This window comes from Bradyrhizobium sp. USDA 3311 (genome assembly GCF_054062495.1).
In genome coordinates this window covers 7438869-7462749 of the sequence record NZ_JBSSFI010000001.1, presented here as the reverse complement: position 1 = coordinate 7462749, position 23881 = coordinate 7438869, and the positions used below count along the sequence as shown (strand labels likewise).

At 66.6% G+C, this 23881-nt stretch carries 24 protein-coding genes; 10 read left to right on the top strand and 14 right to left on the bottom strand.

The genetic code is table 11. The features are described from left to right. Positions 1 to 78: 78 nt before the first annotated feature. Both ACVWW6_RS35800 and ACVWW6_RS35795 read right to left on the bottom strand, forming a co-directional pair. Positions 79 to 1446 carry an amidase gene (locus tag ACVWW6_RS35800; protein ID WP_456682394.1) on the bottom strand — a complete coding sequence of 456 codons (1368 nt, stop codon included), beginning with the start codon at positions 1444 to 1446 and terminating at the stop codon, positions 79 to 81. Then, positions 1427 to 2617 carry an MFS transporter gene (locus ACVWW6_RS35795; protein ID WP_456682393.1) on the bottom strand — a complete coding sequence of 397 codons (1191 nt, stop codon included), beginning with the start codon at positions 2615 to 2617 and terminating at the stop codon, positions 1427 to 1429. Before ACVWW6_RS35795 ends, ACVWW6_RS35800 begins: the two co-directional genes overlap by 20 nt. A gap of 26 nt (positions 2618 to 2643) precedes the next feature. Between ACVWW6_RS35795 and ACVWW6_RS35790 the strand changes: the two genes are divergently transcribed. Continuing rightward, a complete protein-coding gene (locus ACVWW6_RS35790; protein WP_304553749.1) occupies positions 2644 to 2979 on the top strand; it encodes a hydroxyisourate hydrolase in 336 nt (111 codons plus the stop codon). On the opposite strand, the gene ACVWW6_RS35785 is transcribed toward ACVWW6_RS35790, so the two are convergent. The 4 genes from ACVWW6_RS35785 to ACVWW6_RS35770 are packed head-to-tail and all read right to left on the bottom strand — an operon-like array spanning position 2980 to position 6848. Then, entirely contained in the window at positions 2980 to 3795 is an 816-nt protein-coding gene (locus tag ACVWW6_RS35785) for an ABC transporter permease (RefSeq protein ID WP_028172112.1), read from the bottom strand. Next, entirely contained in the window at positions 3795 to 4658 is an 864-nt protein-coding gene (locus tag ACVWW6_RS35780; protein ID WP_456682392.1) for an ABC transporter permease, read from the bottom strand. Before ACVWW6_RS35780 ends, ACVWW6_RS35785 begins: the two co-directional genes overlap by 1 nt. Before the next feature lie 19 nt (positions 4659 to 4677). Further along, positions 4678 to 5724, bottom strand: a complete 1047-nt coding sequence (locus ACVWW6_RS35775) for an ABC transporter substrate-binding protein (protein WP_456682391.1) — start codon at positions 5722 to 5724, stop codon at positions 4678 to 4680. A gap of 29 nt (positions 5725 to 5753) precedes the next feature. Further along, positions 5754 to 6848 carry an ABC transporter ATP-binding protein gene (locus ACVWW6_RS35770; RefSeq protein WP_456682390.1) on the bottom strand — a complete coding sequence of 365 codons (1095 nt, stop codon included), beginning with the start codon at positions 6846 to 6848 and terminating at the stop codon, positions 5754 to 5756. An 88-nt stretch (positions 6849 to 6936) separates the two neighbouring features. On the opposite strand from ACVWW6_RS35770, the gene ACVWW6_RS35765 reads away from it, so the two are divergent. Continuing rightward, complete coding sequence (locus ACVWW6_RS35765) at positions 6937 to 8316, top strand: amidase (protein WP_456682389.1); 1380 nt, start codon at positions 6937 to 6939, stop codon at positions 8314 to 8316. Here the strand turns inward: ACVWW6_RS35765 and ACVWW6_RS35760 are convergent, their stop codons facing one another. Further along, entirely contained in the window at positions 8317 to 9066 is a 750-nt protein-coding gene (locus tag ACVWW6_RS35760) for an aspartate/glutamate racemase family protein (RefSeq protein WP_456683219.1), read from the bottom strand. Between the two features lie 2 nt (positions 9067 to 9068). Beyond that, complete coding sequence (locus ACVWW6_RS35755; protein ID WP_370163210.1) at positions 9069 to 9803, bottom strand: GntR family transcriptional regulator; 735 nt, start codon at positions 9801 to 9803, stop codon at positions 9069 to 9071. Between the two features lie 174 nt (positions 9804 to 9977). Here ACVWW6_RS35755 and ACVWW6_RS35750 point away from each other — a divergent pair, with 174 nt between their 5' ends. From ACVWW6_RS35750 to hydA, 5 genes are read left to right on the top strand one after another with little or no spacing between them, the layout of a single operon-like run. Beyond that, positions 9978 to 10982 (top strand): ABC transporter substrate-binding protein, encoded by a 1005-nt coding sequence (locus ACVWW6_RS35750; RefSeq protein WP_456682388.1) that lies wholly within the window; start codon positions 9978 to 9980, stop codon positions 10980 to 10982. Continuing rightward, a complete protein-coding gene (locus ACVWW6_RS35745; protein ID WP_161535640.1) occupies positions 10966 to 11817 on the top strand; it encodes an ABC transporter permease in 852 nt (283 codons plus the stop codon). The genes ACVWW6_RS35750 and ACVWW6_RS35745 overlap by 17 nt, the downstream gene beginning before the upstream one ends. Beyond that, positions 11817 to 12593, top strand: a complete 777-nt coding sequence (locus tag ACVWW6_RS35740; protein WP_011086077.1) for an ABC transporter ATP-binding protein — start codon at positions 11817 to 11819, stop codon at positions 12591 to 12593. Before ACVWW6_RS35745 ends, ACVWW6_RS35740 begins: the two co-directional genes overlap by 1 nt. A 3-nt stretch (positions 12594 to 12596) precedes the next feature. Next, positions 12597 to 13334 (top strand): maleate cis-trans isomerase family protein, encoded by a 738-nt coding sequence (locus tag ACVWW6_RS35735; protein WP_456682387.1) that lies wholly within the window; start codon positions 12597 to 12599, stop codon positions 13332 to 13334. Beyond that, positions 13295 to 14755 (top strand): dihydropyrimidinase, encoded by a 1461-nt coding sequence (gene hydA / locus ACVWW6_RS35730; protein WP_456682386.1) that lies wholly within the window; start codon positions 13295 to 13297, stop codon positions 14753 to 14755. Before ACVWW6_RS35735 ends, hydA begins: the two co-directional genes overlap by 40 nt. A gap of 45 nt (positions 14756 to 14800) precedes the next feature. Here the strand turns inward: hydA and ACVWW6_RS35725 are convergent, their stop codons facing one another. The 6 genes from ACVWW6_RS35725 to ACVWW6_RS35700 form a co-directional block, all read right to left on the bottom strand. Next, complete coding sequence (locus ACVWW6_RS35725; RefSeq protein ID WP_456682385.1) at positions 14801 to 15637, bottom strand: ABC transporter substrate-binding protein; 837 nt, start codon at positions 15635 to 15637, stop codon at positions 14801 to 14803. A 71-nt stretch (positions 15638 to 15708) separates the two neighbouring features. After that, a complete protein-coding gene (locus ACVWW6_RS35720) occupies positions 15709 to 16197 on the bottom strand; it encodes a MaoC family dehydratase (protein ID WP_456682384.1) in 489 nt (162 codons plus the stop codon). Between the two features lie 10 nt (positions 16198 to 16207). After that, on the bottom strand, positions 16208 to 17791 hold the full coding sequence (locus tag ACVWW6_RS35715) for an acyl CoA:acetate/3-ketoacid CoA transferase (RefSeq protein ID WP_456682383.1): 1584 nt from the start codon (positions 17789 to 17791) through the stop codon (positions 16208 to 16210). A 16-nt stretch (positions 17792 to 17807) separates the two neighbouring features. Continuing rightward, positions 17808 to 18950 (bottom strand): acyl-CoA dehydrogenase family protein, encoded by a 1143-nt coding sequence (locus ACVWW6_RS35710; protein WP_028172101.1) that lies wholly within the window; start codon positions 18948 to 18950, stop codon positions 17808 to 17810. A gap of 15 nt (positions 18951 to 18965) precedes the next feature. Further along, the gene (locus tag ACVWW6_RS35705) at positions 18966 to 19334 is read right to left on the bottom strand and encodes a tautomerase family protein (protein ID WP_011086084.1); all 369 of its coding nucleotides are present in this window, start codon (positions 19332 to 19334) and stop codon (positions 18966 to 18968) included. Between the two features lie 3 nt (positions 19335 to 19337). Beyond that, positions 19338 to 20423, bottom strand: a complete 1086-nt coding sequence (locus tag ACVWW6_RS35700; protein WP_456682382.1) for a LacI family DNA-binding transcriptional regulator — start codon at positions 20421 to 20423, stop codon at positions 19338 to 19340. 184 nt (positions 20424 to 20607) lie between these two features. Between ACVWW6_RS35700 and dapA the strand changes: the two genes are divergently transcribed. From dapA to ACVWW6_RS35685, 3 genes are read left to right on the top strand one after another with little or no spacing between them, the layout of a single operon-like run. After that, positions 20608 to 21516, top strand: coding sequence for a 4-hydroxy-tetrahydrodipicolinate synthase (gene dapA / locus ACVWW6_RS35695; RefSeq protein ID WP_271556134.1), 909 nt, complete (start codon positions 20608 to 20610; stop codon positions 21514 to 21516). A 14-nt stretch (positions 21517 to 21530) separates the two neighbouring features. Further along, positions 21531 to 22721 carry a CaiB/BaiF CoA transferase family protein gene (locus ACVWW6_RS35690; RefSeq protein WP_456682381.1) on the top strand — a complete coding sequence of 397 codons (1191 nt, stop codon included), beginning with the start codon at positions 21531 to 21533 and terminating at the stop codon, positions 22719 to 22721. After that, complete coding sequence (locus ACVWW6_RS35685; protein ID WP_456682380.1) at positions 22718 to 23881, top strand: acyl-CoA dehydrogenase family protein; 1164 nt, start codon at positions 22718 to 22720, stop codon at positions 23879 to 23881. Before ACVWW6_RS35690 ends, ACVWW6_RS35685 begins: the two co-directional genes overlap by 4 nt.

The following is a 23881-nucleotide window of genomic DNA, read 5'->3' as shown; positions in this document are numbered from 1 at the left end:
GGCATCGGCGCGATTTGACCCGTCGGGCAAAACAGGGGTATATTGCGACTATTCCGAAATCGTCGCGATCTCGCAAAGCTACGCCCGCAACTGCGCCTCGATCTGCCGGGCGGCGCGCAGCAGCGTGCGGTCCTGGCCGCGCCGGGCGATGATCTGGAGACCGAATGGAAGCCCGCGGGCGTCGGTGCCGCAGGGAAGCGAGATCGCCGGCAGGCGGGCGTGATTGACGAACGGCGTGAACACCGCATGCGCGCGCGGGCTCGCCGCGCGGCCGCCGATCATGTCGGGTCCGAGCTGGGTGAACGGCCAGGCGACACAGGGGACTGTCGGCGTCAGCAGCAGATCGACCTCGGCGAAGAAGGCCGCGAATGCATTGGCGATCGCGGCGCTCGCGACCAGCGCACCCGCGACGTCCGCGCCTGACCAGGACAGCCCTCGCTCGATCTGCCTGGCGATGTCAGGGTCGAAGACAGTCGGGTCCTTGCGAAAAGCGTCTCCATGGAGCGCGGCAAGGCCAGCGTGCTGAAGCGGCATGAGGGCCTCTTCCGCCGCACCTGCCGGCCAGGTGGGATCGCGCAGCGCGATGCTGAGGCCTGCGGCGGAGAGACGCGCGACTGCGGAAACGAGCCCGTTGGCGACAACGTCATCGACCGCAACGTCGAGCCCGAGCCGCGGTGAGAAGGCGATGCGAAGGCCGGCGATGTCCTCGGCTTCTTGCGCAATGCCGGCTGCATCCGGATCGCGCGGATCGGCGCCGGCCATGGCTTCGAACGCCAGCGCGATATCGGCAACATCGGCGGCGATCGGCGCGATGACCGACAGGCCGAAGAACGGCTCGGCGAAACCGGGCCCATAGGGGATCGCGCCATAGGACGGCTTGAAGCCGGCGACGCCCACATGGGCCGGCGGCCTGCGGCTGGAGCCGCCCGCATCGGTGCCGATCGCGAGGGGCACGAGGCCGGCTGCGACGGCGGTGGCGGGTCCACCCGAAGAGCCGCCCGGCGTCAACGCGGGATCCAGGGGATGCCGCGTCGGGCCGAACAGCGGCGATGTCGTGACGCCCTTGCTGGCGAATTCGGAGGTTGCGCCAATGCCGACGATGACCGCGCCGGCCTTGCGCAGGCGCTCGATCGCAATTGCATCCTGTGGCGCGATGAAATCGGCGAACAGGCGCGAGCCCTGCGTGATGCGCCAGCCGCTGGCCCAGATGTTGTCCTTGACGAGGATGGGGACGCCGGCCAGCGGCATTGTCTCGCCGGCACGCAGGCGATCGTCGACCGCCGCCGCGTCGGCCAGCGTGCGTGCGGGATCGGTCGTGACCACTGCGTTCAAGGCCTTGGCGGCGTCTATGCGGCCAAGGGCGGCCTTCGCCGTGTCGACGGCGGTCATCCGCCCGGCGGTGACGGCGGCTGCGATCTCGCGCGCACTATGCGTCGGTTTTGTCATGGCCTCCCCACATCAGCGCCAATGTGCCGCAGAGGGCAAGACAGGCCAAGGCGAAGAACGCCGCGCCAAGGCCGGCCACACCGTCCAGGATCGACACCACGGCCGGCGCCGCCAGCAGGCCCGCATAGGACGCGGTCAGCACCGCGCCGGTGGTCTCGCCGATCCGGTCCTGCGGGGCGAGGCGCGCGATCTCGGCGATGAAGACGCCGTTCCAGCCCGACGCCGTCAGGCCGAACAGCGCCGCAACTGCGAACTGCCAGGTGCGGCTGAGCGATCCGCCGTCGAGGCCGAGCAGTGCGGCGCAGAAGGCCATGCCGAGGCCGATGACGATGAGCACGGCGCGGGGGGCGTCGAGGCGCATGGCGACGTAGCCCCAGCCAAGCCGGCCGACGAGGCCGCCGGCTTGCGCGCAGGCGAGCGCCATGCCGGCCTCGATATGGCCAAGGCCAAGCTCGCGGGTGCCGAGCGTGACGAAGACGGTGTTGAGCGACACCTGCATCGCGCTGAACGGCATCGATGCCAGCGCCAGCATCGCGATCCGCCGGTCCGCGGTCACCAGTGCCAGCCGCGCGCGCAGATCGAGCTTTGGGGGCGGGACGAGCTTGCCGGCGTAGGCCGGCCGCAGCCACTCGAACAGCGCGATCGCGAACAGCGCCAGGGCAGCAACGGCCGCATAGCACCAGGCCGGCCCGAACGCGATGGCGATCGCGGGCAGGGCCAGCGAGCCGCAGACCGCGCCGATCTGGTTGCCGGTCTGGCGCACCGAGAAGACGAAGGCGCGGCGCTCGGCGGTCACCAGCCGCGCCAGCAGCGCTGCGCTTGCCGGCGTCTCGGAGCCCATGGCAAGGCCGAGGCAGAGGCCCGCGGCGAGCAGGGCGGCGCTCGATCCGAGCGAAGCCAGTGCCATGCTGACGACGATGGCCGCCGCGCAGAGGCTCGCGATCCGCAGCGAGCCAACCCGCGCGATGAAGCCGCCGCCCCAGAACGAGGCGGGGATACCGACGGCGAACACCGCGCAGGAGAACATCGAGAGCTGCCAGACCTCGATATGGGCGCGCGGCGCGACCACGCCGGGCGCGAACAAGGCGAGCGCGACCAGCGCCTGGAGCCAGGTCATCGCGCCCAGGGCTGGCAGCAGTGCTGGCCGAGCGGCGGCGTTTCCGTCTACCATGGCGGCACGCTCAGGGGAGGGACATGATGGCAGGCGGTATTTCCATTCACGCGGTCGATGTGGCGAGCGGGCGTCCCGCGCAGGGGCTGCGCGTCGAGATCTGGCGGATCGATCCCGACTCCTCCCGCATCGCCGACGGGCGGCTCGGCGCCAATGGCGTGCTGGATCACCCCATAGCGCAAGGCGCCGGTGTGACGGCCGGCGAGTACGAGGTCCTGTTTCATCTCGGCGAGTTCTTTGGCGACAGCGACGGTTTTCTCACGGTGACGCCGTTCCGCTTCCGCATCAAGAACGTTGACGAGCATTTTCACCTGCCGCTGAAATTTACGCGCTGGGGTTATTCGCTGTTCCGCGGCGCCTGATCAGTTCGTCAGCCGCCGCGACAGGCCCGTGACGCGCTCCATGACGGCAACCAGCGCGACGGTCGCAATGATCAGCACGCCCGACAGGGCAGCGATGGTCACATCCAGCTTGCCCTCAAGGTCTTGCCACATCCGGATCGGCAGCATGTCGGTGGCGGCGTCGCGCAGGAACAGCGACACCGGCACATTGTCGAACGACGACATGAAGGCGATGAAGGCACCCGCGATGATGCCCGGCCGGATCAGCGGCAGCACGATCCGGCGGAACGTGTAGAGCCGGCTCGCCCCCAGCACCGCCGAGCTCTCCAGCAAGGTCGGCTCGAGCTGGGCGAGCGCTGCGACCGTATTGCGCACGACGTAGGGCACGCACACCACGGTGTGGCCGATCACCAGCGTCAGCGGCGAGACCGGCAGGCCGACCAGTGAGAACAGCATCAGGGCGGCAAGCCCGAAGGCAAGCGCCGGCAGCACCAGCGGCGACATGAACAGGGAATCGAGCAGTCGTGCCGACAGCGTCCGCGAGCGCGAGATCGCAAGCGCGGCGGCAACGCCGAGGACGACGGACAGGCCCGTCGCCCACAGCGCGACGATGAGGCTGTTCTTCGCCGCGAAGTGAAGCTGCCAGGCCTCCCACAGTTCGGCGTACCAGCGCAGCGAGTAACCCGGCGGCGGGAAGCGCAGCGAGAAGCCGCTGGTGAAGGAGACGATCAGCACCACCAGCGACGGCGCGATGATGATGATCAGCGCGATGACAGCGATCACGGTCATGGCCAGCTCGAAGCTGATCGCCTCCAGGGTGCGCTTGCGACCGCTCATCACGCGCCTCCGTAGCCGCGCGACAGGCGGCCGAGCGTGGTGAAGACGGAGACGACCGCGAGCACGGCGAGCAGGAAGATGATCGAGATCGCGGATGCAAAGGGCCAGTTCTGCAGCGTGGAAGCCTGCTGATAAAGATACATCGGCATGAACAGCATCTGTCCGCCGCCGATCAGCGACTGGGTGATGAACGCCGTGATCGCGGCGGCATAGGTCAGCGTGCAGCCGGCGATGACGCCCGGCAAGGACAGCGGCAGCACGATCCTGAAGAAGGTGCGCCAGCTCCCGGCGCCGAGCGAGCAGGAGGCATCGTCGAGATTGGGATCGATGCGGCCGAGCGCGGTGATCAGCGGCAATGTCATCAGCGGCATCTGCACCTGCGCCAGCGCGATCACGACGCCGAACTGGGTGTAGAGCAGCTTCAAGGGCGTATTGATGATGCCGAGCGATTGCAGCGTCGCGTTGATGATGCCCTGGCGGCCGAGGATGACAATCCAGGCGAAGGTGCGGACCACGACGCTGGTCAGCAGCGGCAGCAGCACGATCAGAATGATGATGGTCTGGAGCTTTGGCCCGACCCGCTGATAGAGCCAGGCGATGGGAAAGCCGAGCACGAGGCAGACGGCCGTCACCTCCGCGCCTAACAGCAGCGTCGAGCCGAGCACCCCGAGGCTGAAGGGATCGGTGAGGAAGTGCAGGTACTGGCCGAGCCCCCAATGGAGCCCGGCCGTGTCGTTGTGCAGCGAGAGCCAGAGCAGTTGCAGCAGCGGCGCCACGAAGAAGACCAGGAAGAACAGCGCCAGCGGCACTGCCAATCCCATCCCGTAGGAGGTCACGTCCCGTGATGTCGGTGCTGCGCCCATCGTCAGGTCCTTGGAGCTCTTAGATCTTGATCTCGCGGTTGAAACGCTCGATCCAGGCCGAGCGCTGCTCGTTGATCTTCTTCCAGTCCTGGAACACGAACTTCTGCTTCAGCTCGGCGGTGTCCTTGGCGAGCACGCGCGCGATCTCGCCGCCCATCGTCACCTTGGAGTTGGTGGGCACGATCAGGTAGGGCGGGTTCATCAGCGTGGTCTGCACCTCGGGCGTCAGCGCGGCCTCGATCAGCTTGAAGGCGAGCTCGCGGTTGGGCGAGTTCTTGACGATATGGATCGTGGTCTTGAAGGCGATGGCGCCTTCCTTCGGGGCCACGAACTCGACCGGCACGCCGCGCGCCTTCAGGATCTGGATGGCGTTGAAATTGCCGGGTGAGATGTCGATCTGGCCTTGCTGGAACAGGGTCGCGAGCGCGCCGGGATTGGCGGCGACCGCGGCGAGATTGGGCTTCAACTCCTCCAGCGCCTTGAAGCCGGGATCGACATTGGCTTCCGAGCCGCCGCGCATCTTGGCGATCTCGACCAGCCATCCGGTGCCGAGCGTCGAGTTGAGATTGGTGATGCCGACGCGGCCCTTGAACTCCGGCTTCCAGAGATCGGCCCAGGAGGTCGGCGGCGTCTTGACGGCTTCCGGATTGTAGGTGAGGCCGACGACCTGGAAGAACGGGGCGGGGCCCATCGGCTCCTGCGCCTCGGCGATCAGGTCCTTGTAAGAGGCGCTCTTCTCGACCGGATAGGGCTCGACCAGGTCCTGGCCGATCGCGACGAGGGCGGGGCCGGGATCGTGCAGCATGACGTCGATCGGCGGATTGGCCTTGGCGGCATTGACCTTCGCGATCTGGTCGACCGAGAGCATGGGATCGAGCACGATCGCGGCGTCCGCGTTGGCTTTGCGGAACGCGGGAACCAGCACGGCCTTGTGCGCCTCCTCCCAGCTTCCGGTGAAGGTCGCGAACACCAGCGGGCGGGCCTGGGCGAAGCTCAGGCCGGGAAACGCCTTCATGGCGCCGAGTGTGAGTGCGGTCGTCATCAGGCTTCGGCGGTTCATGATCATGTGGAACTCCCTCTGGACAAGAACTGGATCTAAAGCGTTGCGGGAAAGGCGTTGGCGAGCGATGGGGCGAGCGGTGCGAGGCGCACCGCCGCGCCGTTCTCCAGCGCGCGCGTCTCGCCGATGCGCGCCTGCGAGACCTTGACGCCGGAGCCGTCGGCGGTCGTGACTTCGTGCACGACTGTGGCGCCCAGCGGCAGCGACATGCCGACGACGCCGGCAAAGCCGGTTTCGTCGCCGACGAATTGCAGATGCTCGGGCCGGATGCACACGGTGACGCGGCCACCTTCGGCGAGCGCGCCGCCCGCGGGCCGTGCGATGATCTCCGCGCCGGCGTCGAGGCGGACCTTTGCGCCGGAGCGGTCCGCCGAGACCACGACACCGGGCATGCGATTGGTCGAGCCGACAAAGGTATTGACGAACAGCGTCTGCGGACGGTCGTAGACGTCGGACGGCGAGCCGAACTGCTCGAGTTTGCCATGGCTCAGCACGGCGACGCGGTCGGCCATCGACAGCGCCTCTTCCTGGTCGTGCGTCACGATCAGCGTGGTGATGCCGGAGACGCGTTGCAGCCGCTTGACCTCGATCTGCATGTCGAGCCGCAAATTCTTGTCGAGCGCGGCAAACGGCTCGTCGAGCAGCAGGATCGACGGCTTGATCGCGAGCGCGCGGGCGAGCGCAACGCGCTGCTGCTGGCCGCCGGAGAGCTGCCGCGGCAATCGTTCCGCCATGGTCGGTAGTTGCACCAGCTCCAGCAGGCGCTGCGCCTCGCGCTGGCGGCTCGCCTTGTCGATGCCGCGCGCGGCGAGCCCGTAGGCAACGTTCTCGCTGATCGACAGGTGCGGAAACAGCGCGTAGTTCTGGAACACGATGCCGACCGCGCGGCGGTTCGGCGGCAGCGAATCGACGATGTCGTCGCCGATGATGATGCGCCCTTGCGTCTGCGCGATGAAGCCGGCGATGATCCGCAGCAGGGTGGTCTTGCCGCAGCCTGACGGACCGAGCAGGGCAATGATCTCGCCGCCCTTGATGTTGAGATTGATGTTCTCGACCGCGAGTGCGCCGCTCGGATAGCGGTGCGTGACGGCGTCGACGACGAGCGAACGTCCGCTTGGCGCATCAGCCATGATGTTGCCTCCCGTTGCTCCAGAGGAGAAAGCAAGTCTCGTGCCCGAAGCGCTCGCCTTTCGATGCGCGTTTTGGCATGGTGGGCCGATGACATCGGTTTGCGACCTCACGGCCACGGAGCTTGCGCGCGCTATCGCCAGGGGCGAGCTGTCCTCGCGTGACGCCGTCGAGGCGCACCTCGCACGGATTGCGGACCTCGATGCCCAATTGGCGGCGTTCGTCACGGTCGATGCGGAGGGCGCCCGCCGCGCGGCGGGAATCTGCGATGCGGCGCCCGCGCCGATCGGACCGCTGCATGGCGTGCCGATCGGGATCAAGGACCTCACCGATACCGGCGGGCTGACCACCACCTACGGATCGGCTCTGTTCCGCGATCACGTCCCGGCCGAGGACGATCTCGTGGTCGCGCGGCTGCGGCGCGCCGGTGCGATCATTCTGGGCAAGACCAACACGCCGGAATTCGGCTTCGGTGCGGTCTGCACCAACCGGTTGCGCGGGCCGACGCGCAATCCCTTCGATCCCGCGCTGACCTCCGGCGGATCGTCCGGCGGCTCTGCCGTTGCGGTCGCGGCCGGCATGGTGCCGCTGGCGCACGGCACCGATTTCGGCGGCTCGGTGCGCACGCCCGCAAGCTTCTGCGACGTCGCCTCGATCCGGCCGACGCCCGGCCGCATCCCGTCGCCGCGCCGCCCGCTCGGCTGGGATATGCTGGCCAGCCACGGCTTCCTCGCCCGCAATATCGACGATCTCGCGCTTGCGCTGTCGGTATGCGCGGGAAGCGACGCGCACGATCCGCTCTCGGCCGGCGTTGTCGGTGACGATCGAGCGATCGCAGGACCTCCCCGGATCGCCGTCACGCCTGACTTCGGCGTCGCACCGGTTGCGCGCGACGTTCGAGCGCGCTTCGCAGCCGCCTGCGAGGCGCTGGCGCGCGTGGCCAATGTTGTGCCGTCCTCGCCCGATTGTGGTGGCGCAATCGAAACGTTCCGCACGCTGCGTGCCGCGCACATCGCCAATAGCTATGGCGACCTTTTGAGGACCCGCCGCGCCGAGCTCACACCCACCGTGATCTGGAATATCGAGGCGGGCGCAACACTCTCCGCCGACGACTATCTCACCGCCGAGCGGCGCCGCACGGCGATCTATCGCAGCTTTCGCGAGCTCTTCACGCGCGCCGACTTCCTCATCGCGCCGGCGGCATCGGTCTTGCCCTGGCCGAACGAGATCAGCGACGTCACCGCGATCGACGGCGCCGCGCTGGAGACGCCGATCGACTATCTCGCCGTCACCTTCATCGTGTCGCTGGTCGGGTTTCCGGTCCTGACCTTGCCGGCACCCGGGGATGTGAACGAGCTGCCGTTCGGCATCCAGATCATCGCGCCGCCCGGCGGCGAATCCCGCCTGTTTGCCTTCGGCCGTGCCATCGAGAACGAATTGGGGTTTTCGCATCGCCGGCCGCCTCTCTGATCAGCTGTCGCGATGCTCGAGCCGGGCGGCGAGCGCCTCGGCAAGACCGATGGTCGGCTTGGCGGCGGGCCGGCGGAACGTGCCTGCCGTTGCCTTGCGCAGGCGCAGCGCATGAAGCGCTTCGGCCTGCTTCACCGAGGCGACGATTTGATCGACGACGGGGACGGGAATCCGGTCGGCCACGCGTTCGGCGAGGCCCGAGAGCGGCGCGCCCGCAAAAATCAGCACGTCGGCGTCATCCTCGACGATGGCGCGCTGGGCGAGATCGACCAGCACATCCTCCTTCTCGGTGCCGACCTCGGAGATCGCCTGGAACGGCGTGTCGAGCATGCGGATGCCGGCGCAGCGCTCCCATAGCCCGTGGGCGCGGACGCATTCCTCGTACCAGGGGCCCAACGCCTGCGCGAAGGTGACGATGGCGAAGCGGCGGCCCGCCATGCAAGCCGTCAGCATCGCGGCTTCCGCCATGCCGATCACGGGAATGTCGAAGGTTTCGCGCGCCGCGAACAGGCCGGGATCGCCGAAGGCGGCGATGATCGCGGCATCGACGTTCCGGTGCTGCTCGGCCAGCATCTCCAGCGCAATGGCGCCGCCGATCTGCGCCTCGGTCCGCGTCGCGATATAGGGCACGCCGCGGGTCGCGGTGCAGGGGATCAGCTCGGTGCCTGATGACGCCGCGCGCTGCCCGACCCCCATCATCAGGTGCGTGACTTCGGTGCTGGTGTTCGGATTGAGCAGCAGCAGCTTCATGGTCACGCCGCCGTCTGCTTGGCTTGAGAGGCGGCGATCACTTCGAGCAGGGCAGTGCCGGTGCGCCGGACATGGGCGCCGAGCAGGCGGCCGGCCGCTTCGCTGTCGCGCGCCTCGAGCGCTGCCAGGATATCGGCGTGCTCGTCGACCGAATTGCTCCAGCGGCTGTTAGCGCCGAGCGCGAGGTAACGCGCGCGTTCGGCGCGGGAGATCAGCGTCTCGTGCGCCTCGCGCAGCGGCGTGTTGCGCGCCATGCGGACGATGGTGTTGTGGATCTCGCCGTTGATGGCGAAGTAATCGTCGAGCTTGCCGTTGCGGTGATGACCCTCCATGCGGGTCTGAAGCGTGCGCAGGCGGGCGAGATCGCGCTCGGTGGCGCGCTCCGCGGCAAGCTCGGCGGCCAGCCGTTCGATCCCGGACAGTGCCTCGAACAGCTCCGAGATGCCATCGACCGCGATGTCGGCGATGCGCGGGCTTCGATTGGGGCGTAGCTCGATCAACCCTTCGGCCGCGAGCACCTTCATCGCCTCGCGCAAGGGCGTGCGCGACACGCCCAGCTCTTTCGACAGCCTGGTCTCCTGGGTCTGCGATCCCGGCGGCAGCTCGCCGCGGATGATCATCGTCCGCATCCGCGCGGCGGCGCGCTCATGCAGGCCCATCCGCTTGAGTTTGGGCGACTTTCGTCCCTTCGGCGCTTCCGATTTCTGCTGCACGCGTGCCTCACTGCTTCCGCTCATCTTAGCCGTTTTCAGCCCTTTGACTTGCCCAAAATACCGACGCATCTCGCTGAAAACAATGGCACAACGCGTAAATTGTATGCAGCATGCAGAATCCCCGTTGCGCTGCCGCAAAGGCCGGTCGATGATCTCCGGTGACGCGCGAGACCTCGCGCCTTCGAAACGGAGTGAGCGATGCGGACGAGTTTGCGATGGGGCCTCGTGGTGATGGCGGCGATGTTCGGTGGAAGCGATCTCGCCTCCGCGCAGACCGCCAAGATCAAGCTCGGTTACGCCAAATGCGCGCACTGCCTGCCGATGTCGCTGATTGCAGGCATGGCGAAGGGTGTCGAGGTCGAGGCCACCGGCTTCAACTCGGGCAATGACGTGCTCACCGCGCTGGTGTCGAAGAGCATCGACGTCGCGCAGGTCACTTACCTCCACTACATCACCGCGCTCGACAAAGGCTTTGACGTCGTCGCCGTGTCCGGCCAGATCAATGGCGGCTCGGAATGCCTCTCCTCCGCGAAACTGAACCTGCCGCCTGAGGATTGGACCACTTTCAAGACGACCGCTCTGAAGGCGAAGAGCGACGGCCAGCCGCTCAAGGTCGCGGCGTCCCGCGGCAACGCGCAGGACATCCACATGCGCGGCGCGTTCCTCAAGCAGGGCGTCGATCCGAACAAGGACATCCAGTTCATCAACATTCCCAATCCGTCGGACCATCTCGCGGCGCTCCAGCGCGGCGAGGTCGACATGATCTGCTCGGTCGAGCCGTTTGCCTCGCAGATCCGGCTCGCCGGCGCCGGCAAGCACTTCGTGCTGCCTTACGACCAGGCCGCGGGGAATCTCACCAACCTGATCGTCACCCGTTCCGACGTGATCGCGAGCCAGCGCGCCGGCGTCCAGGGCGTCGTCAGCGCCGTGGTCGAGCTCGACAACAAGCTGATGGCCGACAAGGGGCCGTGGATCGAGGTCATCAACAAGCTCACCGGCCTCGACAAGACGGTCGCGACCGAGGCGCTGAAGAACGCTTCGCCAGATCCCGCGATCCATCGCTCGCAGACGCTCGCGATCGCCGCGATGATGCGCGACCTCAAATACATCTCGAAGGACGTCTCCGCGGAAGCGGAGAAGAACATGGACTATTCGTTCCTGGAGCAGGCCACGGGAAAGGCCAAGAATGACCTCGGTTACTGACGTCTCTCCGGCCAAGCCGGCGTTCCGGCTGACACGGGCGTTCCAGGGGCTCGAACGCGTCGTCGTCCCCGCGCTGCTGATCGCGGGCTGGGAAGCCTTTGCCCGCAGCGGCATGCTGCCGCCGGCGCTGCTGCCGGCGCCGAGCGCGGTGCTGCATGCGCTCGGCGACTGGGTGTTCGGCTTCGACGAGACCACGCAGACCTATTCGGGGCACTGGCTGCGCGATGCGCTCGCCAGCGCGCTTCGCGTCTTCGGCGGCTTTGCGCTGGCAAGCTTGCTCGGCATTCTCGCCGGCGTTGCGATCGGCTGGTCGCGCCTGTTCGAGAAGACGCTGGAGCCGACGCTCCAGATGCTGCGGCCGATCCCGCCGGTGTCCTGGATTCCGCTGGCGATCATCTGGTTCGGCATCGCCGACAGGCCGGCGATCTTCCTCGTCTTCCTCGGCGCCTTCTTTCCCGTGCTGATGAACAGCATTCACGGGGTGAAGACCGTGGACCACAATCTCGTGCGTGCCGGCGCGATGATGGGCGCAAGCCAGCGGCAGATGTTGACCGATATCGTGCTGCCGGCGGCGCTGCCCTCGATCTTCGCAGGCCTGCGCATCGCGGTCGGATCGGCCTGGATGCTGACAGTCACGGCCGAGATGGTCGCGGTGAAGAGCGGCCTCGGCTACGTCCTGTGGGATTCCTACTACTTCCTGCGCTACGATATCGTGCTCGCCGCGATGATCTCGATCGGGCTGCTCGGCTATCTCTCCGACCTCGGCCTCAAGGCGATCATGGCGCGCACGCTGCGCTGGCAGCAGACGACCACCGTGCAGGGCAGGGCAGGCTGATGGCGGCAATCGAGCTTCGCAACATCGTCAAGGTATTCTCCGACAAGCGGCGCGGCCGCGATCTCCTGACGCTGGACAACATCAATCTCGACATCGAGGCCAATGACTTCGTCTGCCTGCTCGGCCCGTCCGGCTGCGGCAAGTCAACCTTGCTCAACATCATCGCCGGCTTCGAGCAGGCGACGAGCGGCCGCACGCTGGTCGGCGGCAAGCAGGTGGAGCGGCCCGGCTCGGACCGCGGCGTGGTGTTCCAGCAGCCGACCCTGATGCCGTGGCTGACGGCGATCGACAACATTGCGTTCCATCTCAAGCTCAAGGGCGTCGGCAAGGCCGAACGGCACCACCGCGCCATGGAGTTCATCGATCTCGTCGGCCTGCGCGGCTTCGAGCACCATCATCCGTCCGAGATGTCCGGCGGCATGAACCAGCGGGTCGGGATAGCCCGCGCGCTGCTGATGAACCCGAGCGTCATCCTGATGGACGAGCCGTTCGCGGCGCTCGACGCCCAGACCAAGCTCGAAATGCAGGAGGAACTGGTCGCGATCTGGCAGAAGCGCCGCTGCACCATCGTGTTCGTCACCCACAGTGTCGACGAGGCGCTGGTGCTCGGCAACAAGATCGTGGTGATGACCAAGCGGCCCGGCCGGATCCGCGAGGCCGTCAATTTCGACCTGCCGCGTCCGCGGGACATCACCAGCCCCGAATTCAACGACGCGAAGCGCCACATCCTGGCTCTGATCCGGGAGGAGTCGACGCGCCTCGCGCAGGCGTCGTAGAGTATGGTCATGCGCAAGCGTCTCGGCATGATCACGCCATCGTCCAACTCGGTGCTCGAGCCCGTCACCAGCGCCATGCTGCGTGGCGTGGCCGATGTCACCGCGCATTTCTCACGCTTCCGCGTCACCGAGATTGCGCTGGACGCCGCCGCGCTGAGCCAGTTCGACGCCTCGGTGATGCTGCCGGCGGCGGACCTGCTGGCGGATGCGAAAGTCGACGCGATCGCCTGGAACGGCACGTCCGCAAGCTGGCTCGGCATCGGCCGCGACAGGAACCTTTGTGAGGCGATCACGGCGCGCACAGGCGTGCCCGCGACGACGTCGACGCTCGCCTGCATCGATGCCGCCCGGGCGCTCGGTGCCAAACGCGTCGGCCTCGTCTCGCCCTACACCGACGACGTGCAGCGGCGCATCGCCGACGTCTGGGCCGAGGAGGGGATCGCGCCGCATGCCGAGCGGCATCTTGGACTTCGCGACAATTTTTCCTTCGGCGAGGTCGCGCCGGCGACGATTGCGGGTATGATCCGCGCGGTGGCGGCGGAAGGATCGGATGCGATCGTCATCCTCTGCACCAATCTCGACGGGGCCGCGCTGGCCGCCTCGCTGGAGCGGGAACTGGATATCGCCGTGCTCGATTCGGTCGCGGTCACGCTGTGGCGGACCCTGAGCCTTGCCGGCGGCGACATTGCGGCTCTTGCGGAATGGGGCCGGATATTCCAGACAATGTCAGCCATCAAGTGACGGAGACATCAGTGACGCAGCTCGATCTCGCCATTCGCGGCGGCACCATCGTGACGGCCAGCGACGAGTTCCGCGCCGATATCGGCATTCGCGACGGCCGCATCGTCAGCATCGCCGATCATCTCGAGGGCGCGGCGCGCGAGATCGACGCGACGGGCCTGCTGGCACTGCCGGGCGGCATCGACAGCCACGTGCACATCTCGCAAGCTTCCGGCCCCGACGTGGTGATGGCCGACGACTTCGCCTCGGCGACGCGCGCGGCGGCCGCCGGCGGCAACACCATGGTGCTGCCCTTTGCGCTTCAGGAGAAGGGCACCTCGCTGCGGACCTGCGTCGAGAACTACCGCAAGCTCGCTGAGGGCGAGTGCTACATCGACACCGCCTTCCATCTCATTATCTCCGATCCGACCGCGGTCGTGCTCGGGCAGGAACTGCCGGCCCTCGTCAAGGACGGCTACACCTCGTTCAAGGTGTTCATGACCTATGACGACCTCGTGCTCACCGACAAGCAGTTGCTCGAGGTCTTCGACGTCGCGCGCCGCGAGGAGGCGCTGGTCATGGTCCATTGCGAGGGCTACGACGCCATCCGCTTCCTGACCACCAAGCTGGAGCGCGAGGGCCATATCGCGCCCTATTATCACGGCGTCTCGCGGCCGCAGGCGGTCGAGCGCGAGGCGACCCATCGCGCCATCAGCCATGCCGAAATCGTCGGCGTCCCCATCATGATCGTCCATGTCTCCGGCCGCGAGGCGATGGAGCAGGTGCGTTGGGCTCAGCAGCGCGGATTGCCGGTTCATGCGGAGACCTGTCCGCAATACATCACGCTGACGGCCGACGACATGAAGGGCCTGAACATGGACATTACGGGCGCGAAATACGTCTGTTCGCCGCCGCCGCGCGATGCCGAAAGCCAGCAGGCGATCTGGGAGGGCATTACATCAGGCGTGTTCCAGACCTTCTCGTCCGACCACTGCCCGTTCCGCTACGACGACCCGAAGGGCAAGCTGACACCGAATTCGCGCACCTCGTTCCGCTGGGTGCCAAACGGCATCCCCGGTGTCGAGACGCGGCTGCCGATCCTGTTCTCCGAGGGCGTGTCGAAGGGAAGGATCAGCCTACAAAAATTCGTCGAGCTGACCGCGACCAACCATGCGCGCATCTACGGCCTCTATCCGCGCAAGGGCTCGATCGGTGTCGGCTTCGATGCCGATATCGTGCTGTGGGACCCCAAATTGAAGAAGCCGATCCAGCAGGCCGATCTGCATCACGGCGCGGACTACACGCCGTGGGAGGGCTTTGACGTCACCGGCTGGCCCGTCACGACCGTTGCCCGCGGCCGCGTGGTGTACGAGCACGGCAGGATCGTCGGCGACAAGGGCGCGGGCGAGGTGCTGAGCCGCGGCAAGTCCAGCCTGGTGTGAGCCTCACGCGATGTGAGGATCACATCGGGTCGGCGATCTCCGCCGTCAGTTCGTCGGCCCCTCGCCACGAATGACGAACGTCGTCGCCTTCAGCTTGGTCATGCCGAACTTGTCGAACAGCTTGTCATAGGTGCCGTCAGCGCGGATCGCGGTGAGCGCATCGGCAACGGCCTGGGCCAACAGCTTGTCGCGGAAGGCGAGGGTGATGTCGGTGCCGGCGATGTCGCGGACCCAGATCTTTGCGATGCCCTTCTGTTCGAGCGAGTTGGCGGTCTCGTTGATGTTGAGCGCGGCCTCGAGCTGACCGGCACGCAGCGCCGCCGAGGTGGCGGTGACGGTGGTGAAGGTGCGCAGCTCGATCGGCTTGAGACCCTTGGCCTCCATCGCGGTGCTGAATTCGCGCGCCTTGCGTTCGGTGTAGGTCGCAGATTCCACGCCCACCACGCGGCCGGCGAGATCCTCGAACTTCTCCAGCTTCAGGCTGGAGGAGGGATCGGTGTAGATGCTGATCGCCTGCTGCGCGTAGGGCACGAGGTAGAGCATCTTCGAGCGCTCCTCGGTCCAGAACAGGCCGGTGTTGATGGCATCGAAGCGGCCCGAGCGCAGCGCCGGGATCATCGGCGGGAAGTCCATGCGCAGAAACACCGGCTCGACGCAGATGCGCTTGGCGATCTCGCGGGCGAGCTCGACATTGAGGCCCTGCAACTCTCCCTTGTCGTCGACGAATTGCTGCGGCGGCAGCGTCGGGTTGATCGACATCTGCCATTTCGGCGCTTCGATCAGGCTCGATGCCGGCACCTTCGGCGTGCAGGTCTGGGCGCCGGCCGCCTGCGACAGGCCGATCAGCAGGGCGAAGGCGGAGAAGATCTTGGGAAATCGCATCTGAATACTCCGATCAAATCGTGGGTGGCAGAGGAGCCGTTCTCCGGTCCGACGTCTTCTTCATTGTCTCGTCAAATGGCCGCCGTCGCGTCGCGATCGGCCTGCCGGGTCAGGATCAGCGAGGTGTGGCGGGCGGTGGTCACCACCTCATCGCGCTGGTTGAGAAGGTCGAGCGTCTCGATGACGATGCCGCGCGCGGGATTTTTGGTCGGCCGCTTCTCGACGAAACGGAAACGCACGCGCAAGCTATCGCCGGCGACGATAGGACCTTTGAATTTGACTTCGTCCCAGCCGAGCGAGGCGACCGAGGTCTCTTCGTACAGCTTCAACTCCGACTTCAGCCCTTCCATCAGCGACAGGCCGAACAGTCCGTGGCCGATCACCGCGGGAAAACCGCGCGACTTCGCATAGCCGGCATCGAGGTGGAGCGGATGATGGTCGCGCGTGACGTCGGCGAAGACTGCGATATCGGCCTCCGTCACGGTGTGCGCGGCGGTCTCGAACTCCGCGCCGAGCGCAATGTCCTCATAGCGGAGATTGATCGGGGCGCTGGTGTCCATGCCGAATTCCTCAGGCGACCTTGCGCGGCCGCGCCGGCAGGGCCTTGAAGCTCCGCGCGATGCCCATGGGCCCGGAGCGGAAGATGCGCGGATCCATGTCCTTCAGTTGCGGGCTGATGCGCGGCCGAAAGCCCATATGGGCGAGAATGTCCTCGTCCAGGCGGGCCCCCGGCGCGATCTCGGTCAAGGTCACGTTGCCGTTCTCCAGTTCGAACACGGCGCGCTCGGTGACATAGCTGACGTGCTGGCCGCGCTGCGCGGCGAGCGAGGCGCTGAAGCTGATCTGGCCAACCTGCGGCACAAACTTGCGGAAGGCGCCGTCGCGCCGGATCGCGAGGCGGCCGTTCTCGACGCCGATATCGAACTTGCCACCGGTCATGGTGCCGCTGAAGATCAATCGCTTGGCGTTTTGCGTGATGTCGATGAAGCCGCCGGAGCCGTCGCGGCGATCGCCGAAGCGGGTGACGTTGACGTTGCCGGCCTCGTCCACCTCGGCGAAGGAGAGGAAGGCGCAAGACAGCCCGCCGCCGTCGTAGAAGTCGAACTGATAGGCCTGGTCGAGAATGACGCGCGGATTGATCGCGGTGCCGAATTCGCGCGCATGGCCCGGCACGCCGCCGACCACGCCGGATTCGACCGTCAGCGTGATCAGGTCGGAGATGCCTTCCTCGGCCGCGACGTTCGGGATCATCGCGGAGATGCCGACGCCGAGATTGACGACGTCGCGCGGGCGTAGCTCGAAGGCGGCGCGGCGGGCGATCACCCGGCGCTCGGTCAGCGGATCGGGCGTGATCATCGCCTCGGGCACACGCGTTTCACCGCAGCGCGCCGGATCGTAGGCGGTGCCGTAGGTCTGCATCTGATCGGGCTCGAGCACGATATGGTCGATCAGGAAGCCGGGGATCTTGACCATCTGCGGATGGATCGAGCCGCGCTTTACGATCCGCTTGACCTGGCAGATCACGGTGCCGCCCGCATTGTGCACGGCCTGCGCGATCGAAAGATCCTCGCGCGTCGTACCCTCGTGCTCCATGCTGACATAGCCGTCTTCGTCGGCGGAGGTGCCGCGGATGATGGCGACATCGGGCGGGGCGGGGACGCGGTAGAGCAGCCACGACTGGCCGTGCAGCTCGAGCAGGTCGACCAGCGGAGCGGTGGTGCGCTTGTTCATGCGGCCGCCGTCCTGGCGCGGGTCCATATAGGTGTTGAGACCGACATGGGTGAGCACGCCGGGATGTTTCGCCGCCATGGCACGGCAGAGCTGGCTCATCACCCCTTGCGGGAAATTGTAGGCGTCGATCAGCTCGTCGCGAACGAGGCGCATGAACGGCACTTGCAAGCCGAAATTGCCGCCGATCACGCGCGCGATCAGGCCCTCATGGGCGAGATGGCAGAGGCCTTTCTCGGTCACGGCGCCGACGCCGGTGATGTTGATGAGAGTCAGATTGTGCGGGCCCTGGCCACCGAGGAAACGCCGCTCCAGCGCGTCGAGAATGGCCTCTGCTGCCCCCGTGCCGCCATTGCCGCCGACGATCAGCGTATCGGCGTCGCGGATGAGGCCTGCGGCCTCTGCCGCCGTGATGATGCTCAGCATGATTGCACGCCCCGCATCACGCGGCCTCCTTCTCGACCTGGCGGGCGATGATCAGCCGCTGGATCTGGTTGGTGCCCTCGTAGATCTGGGCGAGGCGGACGTCGCGAAAGATCCGCTCGATGCGGTACTCGCGCGAATAGCCGTTGCCGCCGTGGATCTGCAGCGCGTTGGAGACGTGCTTCATCGCCATGTCGGTGGTGAACAGCTTTGCCTGCGCCGCCTCCTTGGCGATTGGCTCGCCGGCATCGTGCAGGCGCGCGGCGTGGTGGATCAGAAGCCGCGCGGCGGCGATGTCGGTCGACATGTCCGCGAGCATGAACTGAACCGCCTGGAAGCCGATGATGGCCTGGCCGAACTGCTTGCGGTCGCGGGCATAGGCGGTCGCGTCCTCGAACGCGGCCTGCGCCATGCCGAGCGCCATCGAGGCCATCATCAGCCGGCTGAAGTTGAAATTGCTCATGGCCATCTTGAAGGCCTGGTTCTCCGGCCCCATCACACTGTCGGCCGGCAGGCGCACGTCGGAGAAGGTGATCTGGCAGTCGTCGAGGCCGTGCATGCCGAGCAGCTCCTCGTTCTTGCCGCGGGCGATGCCGGGCAGGGCGCCGTCGACCAGCAGGCAGGAGATGGAACGGTGGCCCGCCTCGCTGCCGGTGCGCGCGAACACCATGATGCGGTCGGCGACACCGCCGAGCGTCACCCAGGCCTTGGTGCCGTTGAGCCGCCAGCCGTTGCTCTCGCGCACCGCATGGGTGCGGATGCCGGCGACGTCGGAGCCGTGGTCGGGCTCCGAGACGGCGGTCGCAGGAATAATGTCGCCGCTGAGAATTTTCGGGATCAGTGCCTTGTGCGCGTCGGTGCCGTGATGGTCGAAGAACAGCACCGCCTCGACGGGGATCGCGAAGGCATTGGCGACTGCGCCGGAGCATCGCGCCAGCTCCTCCATCGCGATGCAGGCCGCGACTGCATCCAGGCCGGCGCCTCCGGCGCCCTCGCGCAGGCAGATGCCAAACAGGCCGAGATCGGCCATGCCCTTGTAGAGCGTGCGGTCGAAGCGGTCCTCGCGGTCGATCGTGGCGGCGCGCGGGAGGATCTCAGCCTCCGCGAATCGGCGCGCTGTCTCGCGCAGGGCTTTCTGGTCTTGAGAGTAGAAGCGGTCCATGGCGTGCGGCTCCCGTCAGTCGCTGGCGAGCTTGGAATCGTGGGAGACCTCGCTGCGGTCGCGATCGAGGAAATAGACCGCGACGTCATCGCCGGGCACGCCATAGGCGCTGCATACGCCGCGGGTCAGCGCGATGGCGGCGGCGCGGCGCTCGGCCTCGCTGCGGCGGAACGCATGCACCTTGAGCAGGATGCGCTGGCCGGTGGCCTGCGCGCCGAACGTGCCGGCATGGGCGTAGTCATCGGGCGCAATGTTCAGGAAATAGAGCGTGACCGTATCAGCGGTGACGCCGAACGCCGACATCAGGCCGTCGGTCACGGACTTCGCCAGCGCAGCCTTGCGCTGGTTTGGGGCTTGCGGGGCGAGCACTTCGACATAGGGCATCGATCAGACCTTCGCGGATTTGGCCGCAGATGATTTGGATGAAGATGATTTGGACTTCGCGGATCTCGCAGGGGGCGGGGCATCGAACTGGCGGCAGGAGTCGCGCTTGATCAGCCGGGCGCCGACGCGATATTCGCGAACGCCGTCATTGCCGTTGCCCTTCGCATCCATGCGTTGCAGCAACCGGTCGACGGCGAGATTGGCGAGATCGCGCGCGCCGTTATCGACGATGCTGATCGCGGGGCGATGCCATTCGAACCACGGCATGTCCTCGTAGCAGAGCAGCGAGAGGTCGTCGGGGATCGCGATGTTCCGCTCCGCGGTCACGCGCAGCACGCCGAGCGTTGCCTCGTGGTTGGCCACGAAGATCGCGCTCGGCGGGCGCGGGAGGTCCAGCAGCTTGCGGCAGCCCGTCGCACCGGTCTCGGGGACGAAATGGCCGGCATGAATCAATGTGTCGTCCCTGGCGATACCGGCCTCGCGTAGCGCGCGGACATAGCCGGACAGCCGCTCGCGGCCGGACGTCGTGTCCTGGCGGCCGACGATCAACCCGATGCGCTTGTGGCCAAGCTCGATCAGGTGGCGCGTGCCGAGATAGGCGCCCTGCGGATCGTCGGCGAGCACGGTCTCGAGATCGGTTGCGTCGTCGCGCCGCACCAGGCAGACGATCGGGACGTCCTTCGCCAACGCCTTGAGCTGCGGGCCGTTCTTGCCGGTGGGCACCACGATCAGCCCGTCGATACGATGGTCGACCAGCGTGGTGAGGGTGTCGCTCTCCTGCTGCGGATCGTCGCCGCCGATGCACAGAAGCATCTGATAACCCAGCGCCTTCAGGCGCGCCTGCACCACTTCGGCCATCACCTGGAACGAGGCGTTGGTGAGGTTGTGAACCAGAAGCGCGACGAGCCGCGATTGTCCGGTCTTCAGTCCGCGCGCGATGGGGTTCGGCCGATAGCCTAGCTCACGCGCGATGCGCGTCAGGCGCTGCTGCGTGCGCTCGCTGGTCAAGCCGGTTCCAGTCAGTGCGCGCGAGGCGGTACTGACCGAAACGCGGGCCGCCTGTGCCACATCTTTGAGCGTGACGGTCATCAAACCTGCCGATAGACTGCAATCGATTGCAGAAACGCTATGAGCTTATTCCACGCGGATCAAGCTCAAAAAATGGATGGTGTTGCCCAATGCAGAGCCATTTATGCAAACGATTGCATAAGGCGTGCGGATATTCCGCAGGCGGCACCCATCGCCTGAATTCACCCGAGCACCCGGCAGTTCCCTGATGAAGACGTTCCGCGGCACCTACACCGTCATGATCACCCCGTTCACGGCAGCGGGCGAGGTCGATGTCGCAGCCTTGCGCGCCTTCGTCGACTGGCAGATCGCGGAAGGCATTCATGGGCTGATCCCGCTCGGTTCGACCGGCGAATTCCTGTCTCTCGACGACGACGAGAAGGCGCTGGTGGCGGAGGTCGTCATCGGCCAGGCCGCGGGGCGCGTGCCCGTGCTGATCGGCACCGGTGCGGAGGATACGCGCGAGGTGGTTCGCCTCAGCCGCCGTGCCGAAAAGCTGGGCGCCGACGGCGTCATGATCATTCCGCCGTTCTATTCGACGCCGACCGATGACGAACTCGTCCATCACTACAAGACGGTGGCCGACGCGATCGCGCTGCCGATCATGGTCTACAACAACCCGGCGACCGCCAATGTCGATCTCAAGCCACAGCTCGTGGCACGCATCGCCGAGATCGACAACTGTCTCTATATCAAGGAGTCGACGCTGGAGGTGACGCGGGTGCGCGACATCATCCGGCTCTGCGGCGACAGGATGACCGTGTTCGGCGGCATCCTCGGCTTCGAATCCTTCGTCGAGGGCGCGCAAGGCTGGGTCGCGGTCGCCTCCAATGTCGTGCCGTCCGAGATGGCGCGCATCTTCAGCCTCGTCGCGGACGAGGGCGCCATCAAGGAGGCGCGCGAGCTCTATCTGAAATATCTGCCGGTGATCGAATTCGTCGGCGGTCAGGCCTATGTCGCCGGCAGCAAGGCGCTGCTCGGCCATATGGGCCTTGCGGTCGGCGGCCCGCGCCCGCCGCGACTGCCGTTGCCGGCCGCGCAGGACGCGGCTGCGCTGGCGCTGGTGAAGACGTTCGGTCTCGCGTGGCGCGGCGCGTCCATTGCAGCCGCTTAGACCTGGTGTGATCGATGAACCTGCTCGATGGCGTCAAAATCCTCAGCTTCAATCATTACCTCGCTGGCCCGCTGGCCGCGCAGACGCTCGCCGATCTCGGCGCCGACGTCATCGCGGTCGAGCCGATCGAGGGCGCGTTTCAGCGTAACTGGGCGGTGGCCAATCATTTCGTCGCGGGTGATAGCGTCAATCACCTGGCGACCGGGCGCAACAAGCGCAGTCTCGCGGTCGATCTCAAGCATCCCGACGGCATCGCCGCGGTGAAGAAGCTGGTCGCGACCGCCGACGTCGTGATGGAAAACTTCCGGCCGGGCACCATGGCCAAGCTCGGCCTCGGCTACGACACGCTCAAGGCGATCAACCCCGGCCTGATCTATGCGGTGGCGACCGGGTTCGGATCGGAAGGGCCCTACAAGGATCGTCCCGGCCAGGATCTGCTGCTTCAGGCGATGTCGGGCCTTGTGATGCGGACCGGACGTGCCGACGGCGAGCCGACCGCTGTTGGTGCGGTGATCGTCGATCAGCATGCGGCCTCGCTCTATGCCATGAGCATTCTCGCCGCACTGTTTGCCAGGACCAAGACGGGGACGGGGCAACTCGTCGAGGTCAACCTCTATCAGGCCGCCCTCGATCTCCAGGTCGAGCCGCTGACCGCCTGGCTCAATGGCGCGCCGTCGCCGACGCCACGCGGTCCGGCCGGAATTGCCGCCTGGTTCAGCCCCGGGCCTTACGGCATTCATGCGACGGCCGACGGCCATCTCGCGATCTCCATGGCGGCGCCCAACGCGCTTGCGGCAGGGCTTGACTGCGAAGAGTTGAAGCGGTTCGGCGAGGCCGACAGTTTTTCGAAGCGCGAGGAGATCACGCGGATCGTCGCGACGCGTCTGAAGCAGAAGTCGACGGCCGATTGGCTGCCCTCGCTCGAGGCGGCGCGGATCTGGCACGCGCCGGTACAGGATTATCGCGACCTCGAGGCCGATCCCCAGCTCAAGCATCTCGGCGTGTTCAAGAGCGCCGAGAGTGCCGGGGGCGCGCAATTCCGGATGGTGGCGCATCCCGCTCGCTATGACGGCCGGACGCCGGAGGTGCGGCTGGTGCCGCAGCGGCTAGGTGCGCAGACGCGCGAGGTGCTCGGCGAGATCGGCTACGGCGCTGCCGACATTGACGCGATGATCGCCGGCAAGGCGGTGGGAGTGGCGCGATGATCGACTTTTCAATCCCTGAGGATACGCGCCTGCTGGTCGACACCGTCCGCCGTTTCGTTGAAACAGAGGTGCAGCCGCTCGAAGACGTGGTGGAGCAGACGGCCAAGGTGCCGCCCGATGCGCTGGCGGTGACCAAGGCCAAGGCGCAGAAGCTCGGTCTTTATGCCATGAACATGCCGGCGGATGTCGGCGGCGGCGGGCTCTCCTGCGTCGAGCACTGCCTCGTCGAGGAAGAGTTCGGCAAGACCTCCGATGCATTGATCCGCCGCGTGTTCGGCCAGGTCTATCCGATGCTGATGGCCTGCAAGGGCGATCAGGTCGAGCGTTATCTGCTGCCGACGGTGAAGGGCGACAAGATCTGCGCCATGGCGATCACCGAGCCGGGCGCCGGCTCCGACGCCGCCTCGATCAGCACGACCGCTCATCTCGACGGCGACCAGTGGGTGCTGAACGGCACCAAGCATTTCATCAGCGACGGCGACATCGCCGATTACGTGATCCTGATGGCGCTGACCGACAAGGAGAAGCGCGCGCGGGGCGGCATCACGCTGTTTCTGGTCGATCGTGGCACGCCTGGCTTCAAGGTCGCGCGCACGCAGCCGATGATGGGCCACCGTGGCTATGGCCATGCCGAGCTGAGCTTCGAGGACTGCCGCATCCCGAAAGCGGCCGTGCTCGGCGAGGTCGGCGGCGGGTTCAAGCTGATCATGCAGAGCGTGCTCCAGATCCGTCTGGCTCATATTGGTGCCCGGGCGGTGGGCATGGCGCAGCGTGCGCTCGAGATGATGCGCAAGCATGCCGGCGAGCGGCGCCAGTTCGGCCAGCTCATCGGTGACTTCCAGATGGTGCAGAAACTGATCGCCGATTCCGCCACCGAGATCTTCGGTGTCAAGATGATGGTGATGAACGCCGCCTGGGACATCGATCAGGGCAAGGATGCGCGCGACAAGGTCTCGATGATCAAGGTCGCGGCCTCCGAGATGCAGGGCCGCGTCGTGGACCGCGCCATCCAGGTGTTCGGCGGCATGGGCTTCAGCAAGGACCTGCCGCTGGAGCGCATGTATCGCGACGCGCGCGTCACCCGCATCTATGACGGCACCTCCGAAATCCACCGCATGCTGGTCGCGCGCAGCACCATCAAGAACGGCTTGCAGCTCTAG